We start from the raw sequence: 15,493 nt of genomic DNA on the forward strand, positions 1-15,493 counted from the left end.
GACCGGCGCGGCTCATGACACTTGCCGAGCGCCGACCCTTGGCATGACGGGCCGCAGCATCTGGTTGACGCGACCGAGCTCCACGCAGGAGATCAAGTAGCAGAGCACGGATTCGGCACCCCGGTTTTCATTGGGGCGATCCGCATGCAGGCCGTCGCGGCAACTGCCCGTTTCCGTGTCTACAAGGGAAACGCCGTGATCATTGCTGCCCGTGAACCAGTCGAAGGCCATGTGCGCGGCCTCGATCCAGCGCTTGTCTAAAGTCGCTTCGTGAGCAGCAAGACAGGCGGCCACGGTTGCCGTTGCCTCAACCGGCTGTTGGTCGAAGGGCTTGGGTGACTGTCCGACCTCGAAGAAGCCATCGGTGCCGACGGGACGAAAATGGCCTTTATCTCCCGTCTGTTGGGTCATCAGCCATTCAAGCGTGGCAACGCCTGTCTCAACGAAAGCCGCCACCTTGGTCGATAGGCCCGTTATGATCAAAGCCTGGCTCAGGCGGGCATTTTCATAGGACAGGCCCGCCTCGAACCAGCGACGCCCGCCTCTCGACACACCTTGCTCCAGATCCATCAGATTCTCAGCGAGCCGGATGCGCAGCATCCGTGCACGGGAATCTTGCGGATTGGCCGCACAGTAATCGTTGAGGCCGAGAAGTGTGAAGGCCCAGGCCCGCGGTGAACGGAAGTTGAGCGTGGCCGACATGGCGCGGGCGAAAAGGGCACTCGCCCATCGACGGCGGGGCGCATCGGTATCGGACAGGGCGCAGGCGCCAAGCGCCCAAAGCGTTCGCCCGTGACTATCTTCCGAGCCCTCGTCTTCGAGCCATCGGCGGTCGTAGCTCATGAAGTTTCGGAACCGGTCTGTGTCCGGGTTCCAGGCGTGTTCGACAAAGGCTGCAAAGGAGGCCGTCATGCGATCCGCTATGCCCGTTTCACCGGCGGCCGAGAGGAGTGAGGACAGAAGCAGGGCGCGCGCATTGTCATCGACGCAGTAGCCATGCGACCTGTCCGGCACGGAGAAGACCGCATGCTGGATGATGCCCGTGTCATCGCACATTGTGTGCAAGTGGCCGAGCTTCAGGGCCGCCTGCTGCGGCGGGCGCTTGATCCTTAACGATATCAGGTCGCTGACGAGTTTGGGCCGATAGGCGGTTCGCGCCTTTGCCATGCAGTCGAGATAAAGGGTGGCGACGTGCGACCAGATCATCGCGCGACCAGCCTCATAGGCCCCCTTGCGCATCGCCATCCGGGCCTCGTCATCGCCGAGCAAGGTAGCGATTGCCTTCGCCGTCGCCGGCGCATCGCCAAAAGGAACCAGAACGCCGCGGCCGTTGCCCAAGAGATCGCAGGCGTGCCAATAGGGCGTCGAAACCACGGCACTTCCCATACCAAAACTGTAGGAGAGCGTTCCCGATGTCATCTGCGCCTCATCGAGATAGGGCGTCACATAGACGTCGCACATGGCGATGAAGTCGAGAAGCGTTGGCAGATCGACGAAACGATTGAGAAACTGCACCGCATGATCGACGCCCAGCCGCTCGGTGCGCTGGCGCAAACTGTCGCGGTAGGCCTCACCCTGCTGGCGCAGAAGCGTCGGATGCGTTGCGCCGAGAACGATGTACAGGGCCTCGGGGGTCTGCTTCAGGATCGACGGCATGGCGTCGATCACCACCTCGATGCCCTTGTTGGGAGAGAGAAGGCCAAAGGTCAATATGACCGGCCGTCCATCGTAACCCCGTCCGATCTTGGCCAGGTCCGGATCGTGAAAGGGTCTATCGGGTATGCCATGGGCAATGACATCGATCTTCTGGGGGGCCACGCCATAGACTTCCGTCAGCAGGGTGCGCCCCTTTTCGGCCATGACAACGACGCGGCTGGAATGGGCCGCAACCTTTTGCAGAACGCGATGCTGAGACGGCGTCGGTTCGGCGAGGATCGTGTGGCAGGTCGTAACCAGCGGAATTCTCAGGTTTTCCAGAAGTACGAGGATGTGCTCGCCAGCGTCACCGCCGAAAATGCCGAATTCGTGCTGCAGCGAAACCACATCGAACCGACCTTCGTTCAGGACCCGCGCGGCCGTCATGTAGTCTTCGACTTCATCCTCACGGATCTCGAAGATCACATCCCGAGGGTAGGTGTAATGCTGATTGGCATCCGTTACTGCGACGATGCTCGTCTGCACGGGCTCGGCGGCGTCGAGGAGCGCCTGGGCGAGATCACCCGTAAAGGTGGCGATGCCGCATTGCCGGGGAAGAGAATTGCCGATGAAGGCGATACGGGTCGGTCTGTTCATATGCGTTCCCTCCAGAACATGGTGGCGAGGTCTCGCCAAAAAAGCCAGGGACGCACAGCGCGGCCGCATGGTGGATTCACGCGCTCAGGCATCGGGATCACGCGGATCCGACAGGCTCCAGATCCCGCTCCAGGGCGACGCGCCCCTGGTGAAGCTCGGCATTCCAGAGCCGGTACTGCGGGCTGTTCAGATAGGCCGGCATGGGAGCCTCGATCGTGTAGGTGACGGCGGCGGCCGGTGACAGACCCTTGGTGCTTACGAGACGAACCACTTGGCCGACGGTAAAACGGTGAGAAGGCATGGGATTTTTCCAATCATCAGTGTGTTGTGTTGAGACTTTTCTGGCCGGACAGGACCCTGTCCATGTCGAGAGCGGCATCCAGCTCCGAGGGATCGATCGGGACCAGACTCCGCTTCTTGCCGGCAACGATTTCCATGACGGTGGCCACGTGGCGATAGGCGAGCCAGGAGATTCCGGTGATCTGTTCCTCGTCGTCCTGCACCTGGTAGTCGCCGGGCGCATGGACACCCTCCAGACCGGTCAGGGTGAAGGGCGCATCGAAATGCACGGTTCTCGTCTTCGTTCGCGTAAACATGTGAGACTCCTTTGCGGGGGACCGTGCCAATTGGTGGCGGTTCAGAGATCAGATCGAAATGCGACCTCAGTGTTCATCAGACCTGTTTCGGCGGAACACCGGGCCGCGCGGTAAACGGATGGATACTGCAATCCGGCCGCTTCCCAGCCCCTGTCCTGATCTCGAAGACGTTCGGCCGGCATGTCGCCGAAGCGATCCGTTTCTTGCGAATGTCAGCCAGTACGATCACCTTGTCCGAAGGCTGCATCAGCTACCTCGCCTTTCGGGCGTGACGGCCTGATCGTTGGTCGATGGACTTCCGCCCTCGCCTTCCCAGCGCAACAGATCCGCCGCTTCCGTGAAAACGACATTGGCCCGGACGGCTGCCTGCGTAGTGCTCGTCACCATTCCCTCGCGAATGCGGTTGATGATCACGACCTCTCTTGCGTGGTTGCCACCGGAGTGCGCCCGGAGATCCGCGCTCGAGTAATTGGAGCGATGAAGCAGCGCACGCAGCAGCGCCTGGTCAACCAGCTTTTGTTCACCCTCTGGCGGATTTTTCCTCAGCATGGAGGGAGGCCAGAAGTCTGCCCAAGGCAGTCATCCTGGAAGATCACTGCAGTGGATTGCTCACGATCGACCATGACTTACTCCTCTTTCGAGCTTTCGAAGCGCGCTGATTGGCGTCGTCAGGTCGCCGACTGGAGGGACGACCCGAATGCACTGAGATCGAGTTCGATCGTATGTCGTCGTCGGGACTGATAGGCTTGCCTCGCTGTCGCAAGGATGCGGTCCCGCAGGCGATCGAATGCCAGAAGATAGTCGTGTTCCTTCCCACGGTTTGTCGCCCCGTCACGATCAAAGAGTACGACAGGCAACAGAAACAGAACCTGGTTCAGGCCGTCGTGTCCGATGAAACGGATGAGACCGCGGGTCTCGTCGTAGGCACGCGTCGGATTGGGAAAGGCAAGAGTCATTGGCTCGTTTCCTGACCGCTGCTCTTCAAGCGCGCGTCGACTGCTTCATCCGCCCAGAGGTTGACCGCAGGAACCAGGTCGCCGGATCGACGCAAGCCCTTCTGGTAAAGGGTGATTGCATGGCGCGCCGCGCCGCGGTCCAACTCGCACAGTGGTTCTTCGTAGCGAAATCCGGCATGCCGGAGCGCATTTCTGATGATGCTGATGTCGAAGCTGCCGATAGGCTGATGAAGGTCGGAAGACATGACGTCCTCCTATATTAGGGCCAGGGTGAGTGCCGCCCAGAAAATGGCAGTGCCCGTTCAATGGCTGCCACTTCCATGTATATGGGCCCACTTATCAGAACTTGCAAGAGCCTCCGGGAAACATCCATAGGGCGTGGTCGTGTGACCACTCATCTATTCCCGTCACGCTCGATGACGGAGTTGCGGCGCTGGTCCCGTCTTCACCCAGCGCGTGGCGACTGCACCAGGATGGCGCGGAAGTCGTTGACATTGGTGAGCGTGGGGCCGGTGACGACCTGCGCGTCGATTGAACCGAAGAAGGAATGGGCGTCGTTCCGATCAAGGGCGAGCCGAGGATCGACCTTGCGCGCGGCCGCAATCTTCAAGGTGTCTGGTCCAATGGCGGCACCGGCAACTTCGGCGGCGCCATCCACGCCGTCCGTATCACAGGCCAGGGCATGAATGCCCTGTGCGCCATCCAGCGCCAGCGCAAGCGCGAGGCAGAACTCGGCATTCGGTCCGCCAATACCATCGCCACGGCGGGTCACCGTCAGCTCTCCACCTGACAGAAGGAGGATCGGCGGATCGCCTGCCATCATGCCGGATTGCAGAGCCAACGTCTCTTTCGCCTGCGCTTCGGCTGCCATTCGCGCCTCTCCTTCGAGCGCGTCGCCCAGGAGATGCACGTCGCAACCGGCTTCTCGGGCAAAAGTTGCGGCGGCCTCCAGCGATTGCCGTGGCGCGGCATAAATGACGTTTCGGGTACGCGCAAGGCGGGGATCGTCGGGCTTTACGACACCCGACCCATGCGACAGGGCGTCACGAATGGAAGCCGCGACATCGACCTTCCACCGATCGATCACCGCAAGGGCATCGTCCGGTGTCGAGGGATCACCAACAGTCGGTCCGGAGCCGATGAAAGCCGGATCATCTCCCGGCACGTCCGAGATGATCAGCGCGAGCAGATCAGCCGGCCAGGCGGCGGCCGCCAGTTGGCCGCCCTTGACCCGGCTCAGATGCTTGCGCACCGTGTTCATCCGGTCGATCGGCGCGCCAGAGGCCAGAAGCGCCTGGTTGACCGCCTGCTTCTCGGCAAGCGACACGCCGGGCACCGGCTGGACCAGCAAGGCTGAAGCGCCACCGGAAATCAGTGCGAGGACAAGATCCCCCTCCTTTGCGCTTTCAACCAGCGTGAGCATGCGTGCGGTCGCCTCGAGACCAGCCTGATCCGGCACCGGATGGGCTGCCTCGACAACCTCGATCCCCCGACAGGGACGGGCATAGCCGTAGCGCGTGATGACCAGGCCCTCGCAGGGACCCCAGGCCGCCTCGACGGCTTCGGCCATGCGCGCACTCGCCTTGCCGGCGCCGATGACGATCACGCGTCCCTTCGGTTTCTCGGGGAGGAAATCCCTGAGCGAGCGCATGGGATCTGCGACTTCGACGGCCCGATCGAACAGGCGCCGGAGAAAGAGGTGCGGTCGATCGATCATGGAACGTCCCCTAGGCCACTGGTGTCGCGGATCACAAGCTCCACCGCCGTCAAGGTTTCCGGTTCGGGGCGCTTCCCCTCTTCCAGCCAGCCCAGGATCGTGGCGGCGATGCTGCGGCCAAACTCCGCGATGCCGCAATGAACTGTCGAGAGGGTTGGAAACACCTGGCTGCATTCCTCGATATCGTCGAATCCGACCATGCGGAAATCCTGCCCGACCTTGCGGTTCAGCCTGGCAAAGCCCGAGAGCATGCCGAGTGCGACGAGATCGTTGAAGCAGATCGCCGCATCGATTTCCGGATGCGTCCGCGCAAGCTCCTCGGCTGCTTCGCTGCCGAAGGTGCGGCTCGCCCTGCCCGACAGGACAAACGGCTCCATGCCGGCTTCGGCCAGGGCTTCGACGTAACCGGTCATGCGTTCCCGCGTGACGGCGCGGTCCGCCAATCCACCGACAAAGGCGATGCGGCGCGGCGCAAAGGAGAGGAGATGCTGCGTTGCCAGAAGGCTGCCCAGCCGATAGTCGGGCGCGGCAAAGGGAAACTGCTCGACGCGGGGATCGACCTTGCGGAGTACCTGCATGGTCGGAATGCCGCCGCGCGCGATGGCATCGAAGACACCCCCGTCGTCACCATAGGCAGGAGACAGGACGAGCGCGGAAACGCCGTGCTCGATCATGGCGCCGACCACCTGGGCCTGCACGGCCGGGTCTTCATCGGTGTTCGCGACGACCGTGGCGTAGCCCCGAGCCGAGAGCGCCATCTGGAGCGAGGTGGCAAATTCGGTGAAGAACGGATTTCGCAAGTCGTTGATGACCAAGCCGATCAGCCCCACGTTCGACGAGCGGAGGTTGGCGGCGGCCCTGTTGTAGACGTAGCCGACCTTGTCCATGGCCTCGCGCACGAGGCGGCGCGTCTCGTCCTTGACGAGCGGGCTGTTCTGCAGGACGAGGCTGACGGTGGATTTGGAAATCCCCGCCACGCGCGCCACATCGATGATCGTCGGCCGCCGTTCCATGCCCGTCAGTCTATCCCGTTCAGCTCCGCCAAGACCCGCATCCTTCTCACGGCAAGCTCTGGATCGGCAAGCAGATTTGCCTGATCGGCGAGCCGGAAGACCTGCGCATAGTGGACGATGTCACGGCTGGACTGAAAGCCCGCCGGCATGATGAAGTGGCGTTGATGGCCATTCAGCCAGGCGAGAAAGGCGATACCGGCCTTGTAGAAGCGGGTCGGGGCGCGGAAGATTTCCCGGCTGAGCGGCACGGTCGGCGCGAGCAGGCGGTGATAGGTCTCAAGGTCACTCGCGGCCAGTGCGTCCAGCGCCTGCGAGGCTGCCGGGGCAATGGCTGCAAAAATGCCGAGCAGCGCATGGGAATAATGCTGACCATCACCGGCAATCAGGTCGGCATAGTTGAAGTCGTCGCCCGTATAGAGACGCACGCCTCCGGCAGGCGCGCGCGAAACGCCTCTTCATGCGCCTGGTCAAGCAGCGAGATCTTGATGCCGTCGACCTTGGCCGGGTTCTCGCTGATCAGGTCAAGGACGAAGTCACTCGCTTCGGCGACGTTTCCGCTGCCCCAATAGCCTTTCAGCGCCGGGTCGAACATATCGCCCAGCCAGTGCAGGATGACAGGCTCACGCGCGCCGTCGATCAGCCGGCGATAGACGGATCGGTAGACATCAGGCCCCGCGTCCATGGCGGGGAAGGCGCGGGATGCCATCAGGATCAACTGCCCGCCGGCCGAAATAGACGGCGTGATGCAGGCGCAGGGAAAGCAGCCGGCCGCGCGTGCGGATGACGGAGGCCCAAATCTGTTGAAGAATGACGTGCCAGTTTCTCACGTCGACGCCGTCCGCGCGACTTGTGCGGCGCCTTACCACAGCGCTTCGCCCGGGTTTTGATGCCCGCGTCTGCAGATCGGCCGGCCAGTTCGAGACAAAAAAATTCCCCGATGCGCCGCTTTCACTCCTTCAGAGACTATCAGGTGGTGGCGAACTCACGGGCGAAAGGCCCGATGCCTTCAACGGCGTGCGTTCATCCACTCTCGAACCTCCCGGACCGCCGCCGGATAACGGGGTTTTCGCGGGGAAACGAGATAGAAATCCGCGCCGACCCTCAGCTCTTCCTTCAGCGGTTGGACAAGGCGACGCGACTCCAGGTCATGCCTCACGAAAAAGAGGCTGGCGAGAGCAAGGCCCTGTCCGGCCACTGCCGCCTCAATGGCCAAAGAGGTCTGGTTGAACCGGATGTTCTTGCCCGTTGCGACCGAACCAGTCGGAAAGGCGGCCTCCAGATATTGCGGCCAAAGATCATGGGAATCATGCAAGAGCGCATAGTGCCTGAGGTTGTCGAGCTCATTGGGTGGTCCGAGCTTGTCGATCAGCAGCGGACTGGCTACCGCAACGAGCACCTGCTCGAACAGAAGGTCGGCAACGAGGCCAGGGCCGAAAGGCGGCCGGCCGTAGCGCACGGCCAGATCTACCGCATCCGTCTGGAAATTGGAGATCCGATCCGTCGCGAGGATTCGCAGGTCGATATCGGGGTGCGCTTCCGTGAAGTCCGGCAATCGCGGGATCAGCCAGCGCGATGCAAAGGTTGGTGTAACGCTGATGGTCAGGTGGCGGGGTTCTGGTTTCAGAGCGTCGGTCGCATCGGAGATCAGCTCGAAAGCGCGGCTGATATTGCTGACGTAGCTTCTCCCCGGTTCGGTAAGCGCGATTGTCCTTGCGCGGCGGTCGAAGAGTTTCAGCCCCAGGACCGCTTCAAGACCGCGGACCTGCTGGGCCACCGCGCCTTGCGTCACCCCGAGTTCTTCAGCCGCAAGCCGAAAGTTCAGATGTCGCGATGCCGCTTCGAAGGCCCGGAGCGCATTGAGGGGAGGAAGCCGCCTTGTATCGTCAGCCATTGAATAGTTTTTCTACTGGATGATGCGCATCGTTCTGGTTCGTTTGCGCTTTCGCAACATGCTATCACCGTGAACAGGTAACGCAAATTCCAACGAAGGAGATCGACATGTCTGCAGGAAAAGTGGCGGTGGTGGTTGCTGGCGGCTCCGGTATGGGGGCGGCATCAGCCCGACGTCTGGCCGCTGATGGGTTCAAAGTGGCCATCCTGTCGTCGTCGGGCAAGGGCGAAGCGCTGGCGCAGGAACTCGGTGGCCTGGGAGTTACGGGATCGAACCAGTCGAACGACGACCTCAAGCGGCTGATCGACGGCACCATGGACCGTTGGGGCCGCATCGATGTTCTGGTCAACAGTGCTGGCCACGGCCCGAGGAAGCCGATCCTCGAAATCACCGACGAGGACTGGCATGCCGGGATCGATGTCTACTTCCTGAACGCGGTGCGTCCGACAAGATTGGTGACGCCTATCATGCAGAGCCAGAAATCCGGGTCCATCATCAACATTTCCACCACCTGGGCGTTCGAGCCGAGCGCGATGTTTCCGACATCCGCCGTCGCCCGGGCGGGCCTTGCCTCCTTCTCCAAGGTGTTTGCCGACACCTATGCCGCAGAAGGCATCCGCATGAACAATGTCCTGCCGGGCTGGATCGACAGCCTTCCGGCCACCGAGGAACGGCGCGACAGCGTGCCGATGAAGCGCTACGGCACAAGCGAGGAGATTGCGGCGACCGTTTCGTTCCTCGCCTCGGATGGTGCGGCCTACATTACCGGCCAGAACATTCGTGTCGATGGCGGCGTGACGAGGTCCGTATAATTCTATGAGGAATTCTGCACTTGTCGCCTTCTGCTTTCTCGGCCTCGTCTGGGGGAGCAACTTCATCTTCGTCAAATGGGCGGCTCTTCATATCACGCCGGTGCAGATCACGCTGTTGCGCGTCATCTTCGGCTTCATTCCCGTCGTCGTCTACGCGCTCTGGCGGGGCGATCTGAGATGGAGCCAGCTTCGCCACGGCCACCACTTCGTCATCATGGCGCTGCTCGCAACTGCGCTCTACTACTATGCATTCGCCCGTGGAACGGTGCTTCTGCCCTCGGGTGTTGCGGGCATGCTCAGCGGGGCGATCCCTCTGTTCACGCTTGTCTGCGCCTTCCTGTTCCTGCGCGAGGAGCCGCTTGGCATGGGGAAGATGGCAGGGTTGGTCCTCGGCTTTCTTGGCGTGCTTCTGGTCGCGCAACCGTGGTCCGCAACGGGGCAGATCGACATTGACGGCATCGGCTGGATGATCGGCGGATCGCTCAGTGTCGGCTGTTCCTTCGTCTATTCACGCAAGTTCATCAGCCCGCTGAAGCTTCCGGCCGCAGCCCTGACGACATGGCAGATTGGTATCGGCATGGTGCTTCTGGTACTTGTGACACCGTTGCAGGGAATTGGCGCCGTGTTCGATGACCATCGCGCAGCCGCAGGGCTGATCCTCGGTCTTGGCCTTTGCGGCACGGGTCTGGCCTATGTCGCCTACTACCACATCGTCGAGAATCTCGGTGCGCTGGCTGCGTCCAGCGTCACTTACGTACCGCCGGTCGTGGCTCTCCTGATCGGCGTGGCGCTCGTGGGTGAGACGATCCCGCTTTCGGGATATATCGCACTTGTCTCGATTCTGGCCGGTGTCGGGCTGATCCAGTGGTCTTCAGTGCGGGGGTACAGAGCACAACGCCTTTGAGCATGGGCGGAGCGGCGGGCGAGACGTTGCGGCAGGCGGAGCACGCCTCGCCGCAACGGTCAGCGGGACCGCATGGGTGTCACAGATTGCTCGTGTGAAGCTGCAGGAGTTCGTCATAACATGACGGGTTGGCGGCGAGCACCGGATGTCCATTCAGGAATTCGGCGCCCGCGCCCGGGAAGTGAAGGTTCTTGCCGCCGGCTTCGCGCACCAGGCAGAAACCCGCCATGCAGTCCCAGGCGCGCATGTGGGGCTCATAGTACCCAACCAGGCGACCAGCGGCGACATAGGCGAGCATCAGTGCACCCGAACCGTTGCGGATGAAGTTGCCGCCACGCTCCATCAGACCGGCGATAATGGCGCCGACGCGTTCGGGGGTGACGTAGTTGTTGCAGCCGATCCCCGTCATCGCATTCTGCAAATTGCGGGTGGGATCGAGACGCAGGGGCAGGTCATTCAGCGTCGCACCGAAACCGAGGGCCGAGGCGTAAAGCTCATCCGAGCAGGGCACATGGATCACGCCGACGACCGGTTCACCATCGCGAACGATGGCGACGGAGACACACCAGGTGGGCATGCCGTTGACGAAGGGTGCCGTGCCGTCGATCGGATCGACGACCCAGGTGAAACCGGAGGTGCCTTCGTCATGGCCGAACTCCTCTCCCAGGAACCCGTCATTCGCATAGATTTCAGCAACACGCGTCTTGAGGAAGGTCTCGACGTTGCGGTCGGCGATGGACACCACGTCCTGAAGATCGCGCTTCGTTTCGATCACCAGCGTATCGCGCCGGTTGAAGTAGTCGAGCGCCATAGCCCCCGCTTCGGCTGCCAGCGTCCTGGCGAGGGAGAAACGCGCCGCGAGCGCCGTGTCATTTACCGTCATTCTCTTTATCCTTGAACTTTGTGAAATCGGTTTCAGCCGCTGATGACGGCAATGCCACGGTTCTTGAACGCCAGTGTGACGTCGCTCGTGGCGGCATGGGCATGATCGACATCGTGATCGATCACAAAGAGCGTTCCGACATCGGTTTCGACCTCGTATTCGACGTGGCCGCCAAGATAGGCAGAGTGAAGGATGCGCCCCTTCAGACCGTCTGCGCCGGCAGAGCCGATCCGGATGGAACCGGGGCGGACTGCAAGTTTGGCTGGGCCCTGGCCTGCTTTGGACTGCAGCCGATGCTCGAGATTGCTGACGCGCACAAGGACTTCGCTGCCATCGGAGTGCACGACCTCGCAGGGCAGCACATTCGCCTCCCCCATGAAATCGGCGATGAAAGGCGAGGCCGGCGCTTCGTAGAGTTCACGCGGCGCACCCGACTGCGCGATCTCGCCGTCCTTCATCACGATGATCCGGTCCGAGACAGCGAGCGCCTCGTCCTGGTCATGGGTGACGTAGACGGCGGTAAAGCCGAGACGCTGCTGGAGATCGCGGATTTCGGTGCGGACACGACGCCTCAGACGTGCATCGAGATTGGAAAGCGGCTCGTCGAGCAGCAGCACCTGCGGCTCCAGAACCAGGGCACGGGCGACAGCGACACGCTGCTGCTGGCCGCCCGAAAGCTCTGCCGGAAGGCGGTGCCCCATACCGGCGAGGCCCACAAGCTTGAGACCCTCTTCGGCCTTCTCACGCGCTTCCTTCTTGGCCAAGCCGGACGACTGCAGGCCATAGGCGACGTTTTCGAGCGAGGTCATGTGCGGAAAAAGCGCATAGGACTGGAAGACCATCGAGACGTCGCGTTCGTTGGCGGGCAGCATGGTGACATCCTTGCCACCGATCAGGATCTTTCCGGATGTCGGATGTTCCAGACCTGCCAGCATCCGCAATGTTGTCGTCTTGCCGCAACCGGAGGGCCCGAGCAGGGTCACCAAGGTCCCGGGCTCGATGGTGAGGGAAAGGTCGTGAATGGCGGTGAAGGCACCGAAGGTCTTGCGGACATTCTGGAACGTGACGGATCCGGCTTTGACGGCGATCATGCGGTTTTCTCCTGACCGAGAGGAACGGGATTGTTGTTGCCGAGACCGGCAACACGATTTTCGCGGCGAAGCTTGCGTTCGCCGACAAGGAGCTGGAAGCCGGCAATGACCGTGATCATCACGACGATCAGCATCGAGGAATAGGCGATTGCCACCCCGTATTCGCCGTTTTCGACGAGGCCGACGATGTAGGAGGTCGCCATGTTGTGTTCGGCGCTGACCAGGAAGATCACAGCGCTGATCGAGGTGATGGCCCGCACGAAGGAATAGACGAGTGCAGCGGTGATGGCCGGCCTCAAGAGCGGGAGGATGATCTTGCGCACCGTGCGGAAGCTGTCGGCCCGCAGCGTCAGCGAAGCTTCATCCAGGCTCTTGTCGAGCTGGCTCATCGCCGCGATCCCGCCGCGCACGCCGACCGGCATGTTGCGGAAAACGAAGCAGGCGATCAGGATCAGTGCCGAGCCCGTCATTTCAAGCGGCGGCAGGTTGAAGGCCATGATGTAGCTGACGCCGATGACCGTTCCGGGAATGGCAAAGCTCATCATCAGGGCGAACTCGAAGAGGTTCCGGCCGGCGAACTTCTGCCGGACGATGATGTAGGCGGTCAGCAAGCCGACGGCCGCCGTCAGCGGCGCGGAGATGAGGGCAATCTCCATGGTCGTCCAGAAGGAATTCCAGGCGACACCCGTCCAGGCGATCGAACCGTTCTGGATGCTCACGGAAAACGCGCGGGCGTAGTGTTCGAGGGTCAGTGTGTTGTCCAGGCCCCAGGTGGTGACGAAGCCCCCGACGAGGATCATGCCGTAGACGACGACGGTGAAGACCATCCACGGGATCACGATCGCATGCACGCCGATGGAGATGCTGCGCGGCAGGGCGATATGAGCGCCGCTGTCCCCCTTGCCGGTGACGGTGGCGAAATTCTTGCCGGACAGCCAGACGCGCTGGGCGAGAAAGGCCGACAGGGTAAAGAACAGGAGGACAAGCGCGAGGACAGCCGCGCGGGATGGATCGTTCTGCGAGCCGACCACGGCGAAGAAAATTTCGGTCGAGAGCACGCCATTGCTGCCGCCGAGCACCAGCGGATTGCCGAAGTCGGCCATGCTCTCGATGAAGCCGATCAGGAAGGCATTGGCCAGACCCGGCTTCATCAGGGGCAGCGAGACGCGCCAGAAGGTGCGCCAGCGGTCGGCACGAAGTGTCTGCGAGGCTTCCTCCATCGAGGGACTGACGCCCTCGACAACGCCGATCAGGACAAGGAACGAGATCGGGGTGAAGGACAGGACCTGGGCGATCCAGATGCCGGTCAGGCCATAGAGCCAGCGACCCGGTTCGATGCCGAAGAGGCTCGACAGGGCTTCGGTGACAACGCCCGCCCGGCCAAAGAGCAGCACGAGCGCAAGACCGATGACGAAGGGTGGCGTGATGATCGGCAGAACGGTCAGAAGGCGCAGACCCTTCTTGAAGGGGAAGCGGGTGCGGGTCGCGACGAGCGCGAAGGCCAAGCCCAGCAGAGTGGAGGCAGACGCCGTCATGATGGCAAGCGTGAAGGTGCGCCAGGCGACGCCACAGCGTCCGTCGCCGATCAGGCAGCTGAGGCTCCAGATACCCGGATCCTGCAGATTGCGGATGAAACCGTCCGGTTTGAAGGAACCGTCGAAATCTTGGACGGCAGCGACGAGCATGCTGCCAATCGGATAGAAAACGAACACAAAGACCAGAAACACGAGCAGCGAGATTGAGCCGACGACGAAGGCGTCGCCTTTCATGACCCCACGCTCGACAAGGCCGAAGGCGAACATGAGCACGAAGACGATCGCCATGGTGACGGCACCGGCGCCCATGGAGGCCTGACCGTCGGAGAGTGGTCCGAAAAGGGTTTCGCTGATCGCCCAGGTCCAGCCGGAGAAGCCAACCGCAAGTCCCTGCAGGCAGAGATAGACGAGACCCGCAGCGCCTGCGGCCGAGAAGAAGGCTCCACGGCGCATCGGGTCGGCGATGAACCGGGCGGCGAAGCCGAGCCCGAAGAAGAGGACAACACCAAGAAGCCAGAGGCGGCCGTGACCCAAAAGCTGAAGGACCCCTGGCGCGCTTTGCTCCGACAACGGGTAATCGCCGAGCCAGCCAAGGCCGAAGAAGCCGCTATCCAGCCTATACCAGGGAAGCATCAAGAAGGACGCGGCGCCAAAGGCCAGCAACAGGTCCAGTCTGCGGTTGCCATGTCTCATGGTCGACCTCATCAGTAAATTCGCGAGAAGGAGATGGGCCGGCGGTCAAAAGGCCGCCGGCGGATAGGGTCAAGCGTCAGTTGGCGACGGCGCCAATCTCACGATCCCAGCGCTCGAGCAGAGCCTTGCGCTTTTCCGGATCGCCATAGGACTTGAAGTCGTAGTCGATCAGCTTGATGTCTTCGAACCGCGGCGCTTCCTTGGGGATCTCGGCTGTCTTGTTCGAGGGAAGCTGGAAGGACTTGGCGTCCTTCATGCGCGACTGCACTTCCGGCTTCAGAGACCAGTCGTACCAGATCTTGGCGTTCTCCATGTTGCGGGCGCCCTTGACGATCGACATGGAGCCGATCTCGTAGCCGGTGCCCTCGCAAGGTGCGATGGACTTGACGGGGAACCCTTCGGCCGTCTGAGCTACGGCATCATGCATGAAGACGATGCCGAGGCCGGTTTCGCCACGGGCAGCCGCCTTGACCGGCGCGGAGCCGGACTTGGTGTACTGCGAGATGTTGGCGTTGAGCGCCTTCAGGTATTCGAAGGCCTTGTCTTCACCCATGATCTGCACGAGCGAGGCGAGTGCCGTATAGGCGGTCCCGGACGAATTGGGATTGGCGATCTGGATCTCGCCCTTCAGTTCCGGCGCCAGGAGGTCGGCCCAGCAGACCGGTTCCTTGTAGCCCTTCTGTTTGAAGATATCGGTGTTGTAGCCCCAGCCGAGCGCCCCGGCATAGACGCCGACGGTCTTGAAGCCCGAGCTTTCGGCCTGATTCTTCGCCCAATCCTGCAACTCGTCGAGCATCGGCGACTTGTATTCTTCCGTCAGCCCCTCGGAAGCGGCCTGGAGATGGGGATCGCCGGTGCCGGCCCACCAGAGGTCGGTCTTTGGGTTGCGGGCTTCTGCACGGATCTTGGCATAGGCCTCGCCCGAAGACATGCGAACCATGTTGACCTTGATGTCATGGGCCTTTTCGAAATCGCCCTGCATCTGTTCGCAGATGACGACGTCCGCAGCGCAGATGAGGTTGAGCTCACCGGCGGCCAAGGCCGAGCCGGCAGACAAGCTCGTGCCGGCGAAGAGTAGAGTGGAGAGTATAGTCAGTCGCATGGGTATCC

Annotated in this window: 15 protein-coding genes and 1 pseudogene; 2 read left to right on the forward strand and 14 right to left on the reverse strand. The window is 62.0% G+C overall.

All coding sequences use genetic code 11. The features are described 5' to 3' along the window. Positions 1-12: 12 nt before the first annotated feature. The 10 genes and pseudogenes from LJE98_RS01555 to gcvA form a co-directional block, all read right to left on the reverse strand. Positions 13-2,292, reverse strand: coding sequence for a glycosyltransferase family 4 protein (locus LJE98_RS01555; RefSeq protein ID WP_229572968.1), 2,280 nt, complete (start codon positions 2,290-2,292; stop codon positions 13-15). A gap of 97 nt (positions 2,293-2,389) precedes the next feature. Beyond that, positions 2,390-2,593, reverse strand: coding sequence for a hypothetical protein (locus LJE98_RS01560; protein WP_229572969.1), 204 nt, complete (start codon positions 2,591-2,593; stop codon positions 2,390-2,392). Between the two features lie 16 nt (positions 2,594-2,609). Continuing rightward, complete coding sequence (locus tag LJE98_RS01565; protein WP_229572970.1) at positions 2,610-2,888, reverse strand: hypothetical protein; 279 nt, start codon at positions 2,886-2,888, stop codon at positions 2,610-2,612. A gap of 246 nt (positions 2,889-3,134) precedes the next feature. Next, a complete protein-coding gene (locus LJE98_RS01570) occupies positions 3,135-3,437 on the reverse strand; it encodes a hypothetical protein (RefSeq protein WP_229572971.1) in 303 nt (100 codons plus the stop codon). A gap of 119 nt (positions 3,438-3,556) precedes the next feature. Then, positions 3,557-3,844, reverse strand: coding sequence for a DUF1488 family protein (locus LJE98_RS01575; protein WP_229572972.1), 288 nt, complete (start codon positions 3,842-3,844; stop codon positions 3,557-3,559). After that, positions 3,841-4,089 (reverse strand): hypothetical protein, encoded by a 249-nt coding sequence (locus LJE98_RS01580; RefSeq protein ID WP_229572973.1) that lies wholly within the window; start codon positions 4,087-4,089, stop codon positions 3,841-3,843. Before LJE98_RS01580 ends, LJE98_RS01575 begins: the two co-directional genes overlap by 4 nt. A gap of 200 nt (positions 4,090-4,289) precedes the next feature. After that, complete coding sequence (locus tag LJE98_RS01585; RefSeq protein ID WP_229572974.1) at positions 4,290-5,561, reverse strand: glycerate kinase type-2 family protein; 1,272 nt, start codon at positions 5,559-5,561, stop codon at positions 4,290-4,292. Further along, complete coding sequence (locus LJE98_RS01590) at positions 5,558-6,574, reverse strand: LacI family DNA-binding transcriptional regulator (protein WP_229572975.1); 1,017 nt, start codon at positions 6,572-6,574, stop codon at positions 5,558-5,560. The genes LJE98_RS01585 and LJE98_RS01590 overlap by 4 nt, the downstream gene beginning before the upstream one ends. Before the next feature lie 5 nt (positions 6,575-6,579). Beyond that, positions 6,580-7,298, reverse strand: a pseudogene (locus LJE98_RS01595) (DUF993 family protein); the annotation flags it as partial. A 282-nt stretch (positions 7,299-7,580) separates the two neighbouring features. Then, a complete protein-coding gene (gcvA, locus tag LJE98_RS01600) occupies positions 7,581-8,465 on the reverse strand; it encodes a transcriptional regulator GcvA (protein ID WP_229572976.1) in 885 nt (294 codons plus the stop codon). A 107-nt stretch (positions 8,466-8,572) separates the two neighbouring features. On the opposite strand from gcvA, the gene LJE98_RS01605 reads away from it, so the two are divergent. Next, positions 8,573-9,277, forward strand: a complete 705-nt coding sequence (locus tag LJE98_RS01605) for an SDR family oxidoreductase (protein WP_229572977.1) — start codon at positions 8,573-8,575, stop codon at positions 9,275-9,277. Between the two features lie 4 nt (positions 9,278-9,281). Beyond that, the gene (locus LJE98_RS01610) at positions 9,282-10,181 is read left to right on the forward strand and encodes a DMT family transporter (RefSeq protein WP_229572978.1); all 900 of its coding nucleotides are present in this window, start codon (positions 9,282-9,284) and stop codon (positions 10,179-10,181) included. Positions 10,182-10,260: 79 nt separating this feature from the next. Here LJE98_RS01610 and LJE98_RS01615 read toward each other — a convergent pair whose 3' ends face one another. The 4 genes from LJE98_RS01615 to LJE98_RS01630 form a co-directional block, all read right to left on the reverse strand. Continuing rightward, positions 10,261-11,064 (reverse strand): inositol monophosphatase family protein, encoded by an 804-nt coding sequence (locus LJE98_RS01615; protein WP_229572979.1) that lies wholly within the window; start codon positions 11,062-11,064, stop codon positions 10,261-10,263. 32 nt (positions 11,065-11,096) lie between these two features. Further along, on the reverse strand, positions 11,097-12,155 hold the full coding sequence (locus tag LJE98_RS01620; RefSeq protein ID WP_229572980.1) for an ABC transporter ATP-binding protein: 1,059 nt from the start codon (positions 12,153-12,155) through the stop codon (positions 11,097-11,099). After that, a complete protein-coding gene (locus tag LJE98_RS01625) occupies positions 12,152-14,383 on the reverse strand; it encodes an ABC transporter permease (RefSeq protein WP_229572981.1) in 2,232 nt (743 codons plus the stop codon). The genes LJE98_RS01620 and LJE98_RS01625 overlap by 4 nt, the downstream gene beginning before the upstream one ends. A 76-nt stretch (positions 14,384-14,459) precedes the next feature. Further along, complete coding sequence (locus LJE98_RS01630; protein WP_229572982.1) at positions 14,460-15,485, reverse strand: ABC transporter substrate-binding protein; 1,026 nt, start codon at positions 15,483-15,485, stop codon at positions 14,460-14,462. Between the last annotated feature and the right edge of the window lie 8 nt (positions 15,486-15,493).

This window comes from Rhizobium sp. 'Codium 1', from assembly GCF_020889605.1.
GTDB classification, from domain to species: Bacteria; Pseudomonadota; Alphaproteobacteria; order Rhizobiales; family Rhizobiaceae; genus Allorhizobium; species Allorhizobium algae.

What these genes read in the sequence shown, in the direction of transcription:
- LJE98_RS01555 (WP_229572968.1), bottom strand. Translation starts at nt 2,292, where the DNA reads ATGAACAGACCGACCCGTATCGCCTTCATCGGCAATTCTCTTCCCCGG.
- LJE98_RS01560 (WP_229572969.1), bottom strand. Translation starts at nt 2,593, where the DNA reads ATGCCTTCTCACCGTTTTACCGTCGGCCAAGTGGTTCGTCTCGTAAGC.
- LJE98_RS01565 (WP_229572970.1), bottom strand. Translation starts at nt 2,888, where the DNA reads ATGTTTACGCGAACGAAGACGAGAACCGTGCATTTCGATGCGCCCTTC.
- LJE98_RS01570 (WP_229572971.1), bottom strand. Translation starts at nt 3,437, where the DNA reads ATGCTGAGGAAAAATCCGCCAGAGGGTGAACAAAAGCTGGTTGACCAG.
- LJE98_RS01575 (WP_229572972.1), bottom strand. Translation starts at nt 3,844, where the DNA reads ATGACTCTTGCCTTTCCCAATCCGACGCGTGCCTACGACGAGACCCGC.
- LJE98_RS01580 (WP_229572973.1), bottom strand. Translation starts at nt 4,089, where the DNA reads ATGTCTTCCGACCTTCATCAGCCTATCGGCAGCTTCGACATCAGCATC.
- LJE98_RS01585 (WP_229572974.1), bottom strand. Translation starts at nt 5,561, where the DNA reads ATGATCGATCGACCGCACCTCTTTCTCCGGCGCCTGTTCGATCGGGCC.
- LJE98_RS01590 (WP_229572975.1), bottom strand. Translation starts at nt 6,574, where the DNA reads ATGGAACGGCGGCCGACGATCATCGATGTGGCGCGCGTGGCGGGGATT.
- gcvA (WP_229572976.1), bottom strand. Translation starts at nt 8,465, where the DNA reads ATGGCTGACGATACAAGGCGGCTTCCTCCCCTCAATGCGCTCCGGGCC.
- LJE98_RS01605 (WP_229572977.1), top strand. Translation starts at nt 8,573, where the DNA reads ATGTCTGCAGGAAAAGTGGCGGTGGTGGTTGCTGGCGGCTCCGGTATG.
- LJE98_RS01610 (WP_229572978.1), top strand. Translation starts at nt 9,282, where the DNA reads ATGAGGAATTCTGCACTTGTCGCCTTCTGCTTTCTCGGCCTCGTCTGG.
- LJE98_RS01615 (WP_229572979.1), bottom strand. Translation starts at nt 11,064, where the DNA reads ATGACGGTAAATGACACGGCGCTCGCGGCGCGTTTCTCCCTCGCCAGG.
- LJE98_RS01620 (WP_229572980.1), bottom strand. Translation starts at nt 12,155, where the DNA reads ATGATCGCCGTCAAAGCCGGATCCGTCACGTTCCAGAATGTCCGCAAG.
- LJE98_RS01625 (WP_229572981.1), bottom strand. Translation starts at nt 14,383, where the DNA reads ATGAGACATGGCAACCGCAGACTGGACCTGTTGCTGGCCTTTGGCGCC.
- LJE98_RS01630 (WP_229572982.1), bottom strand. Translation starts at nt 15,485, where the DNA reads ATGCGACTGACTATACTCTCCACTCTACTCTTCGCCGGCACGAGCTTG.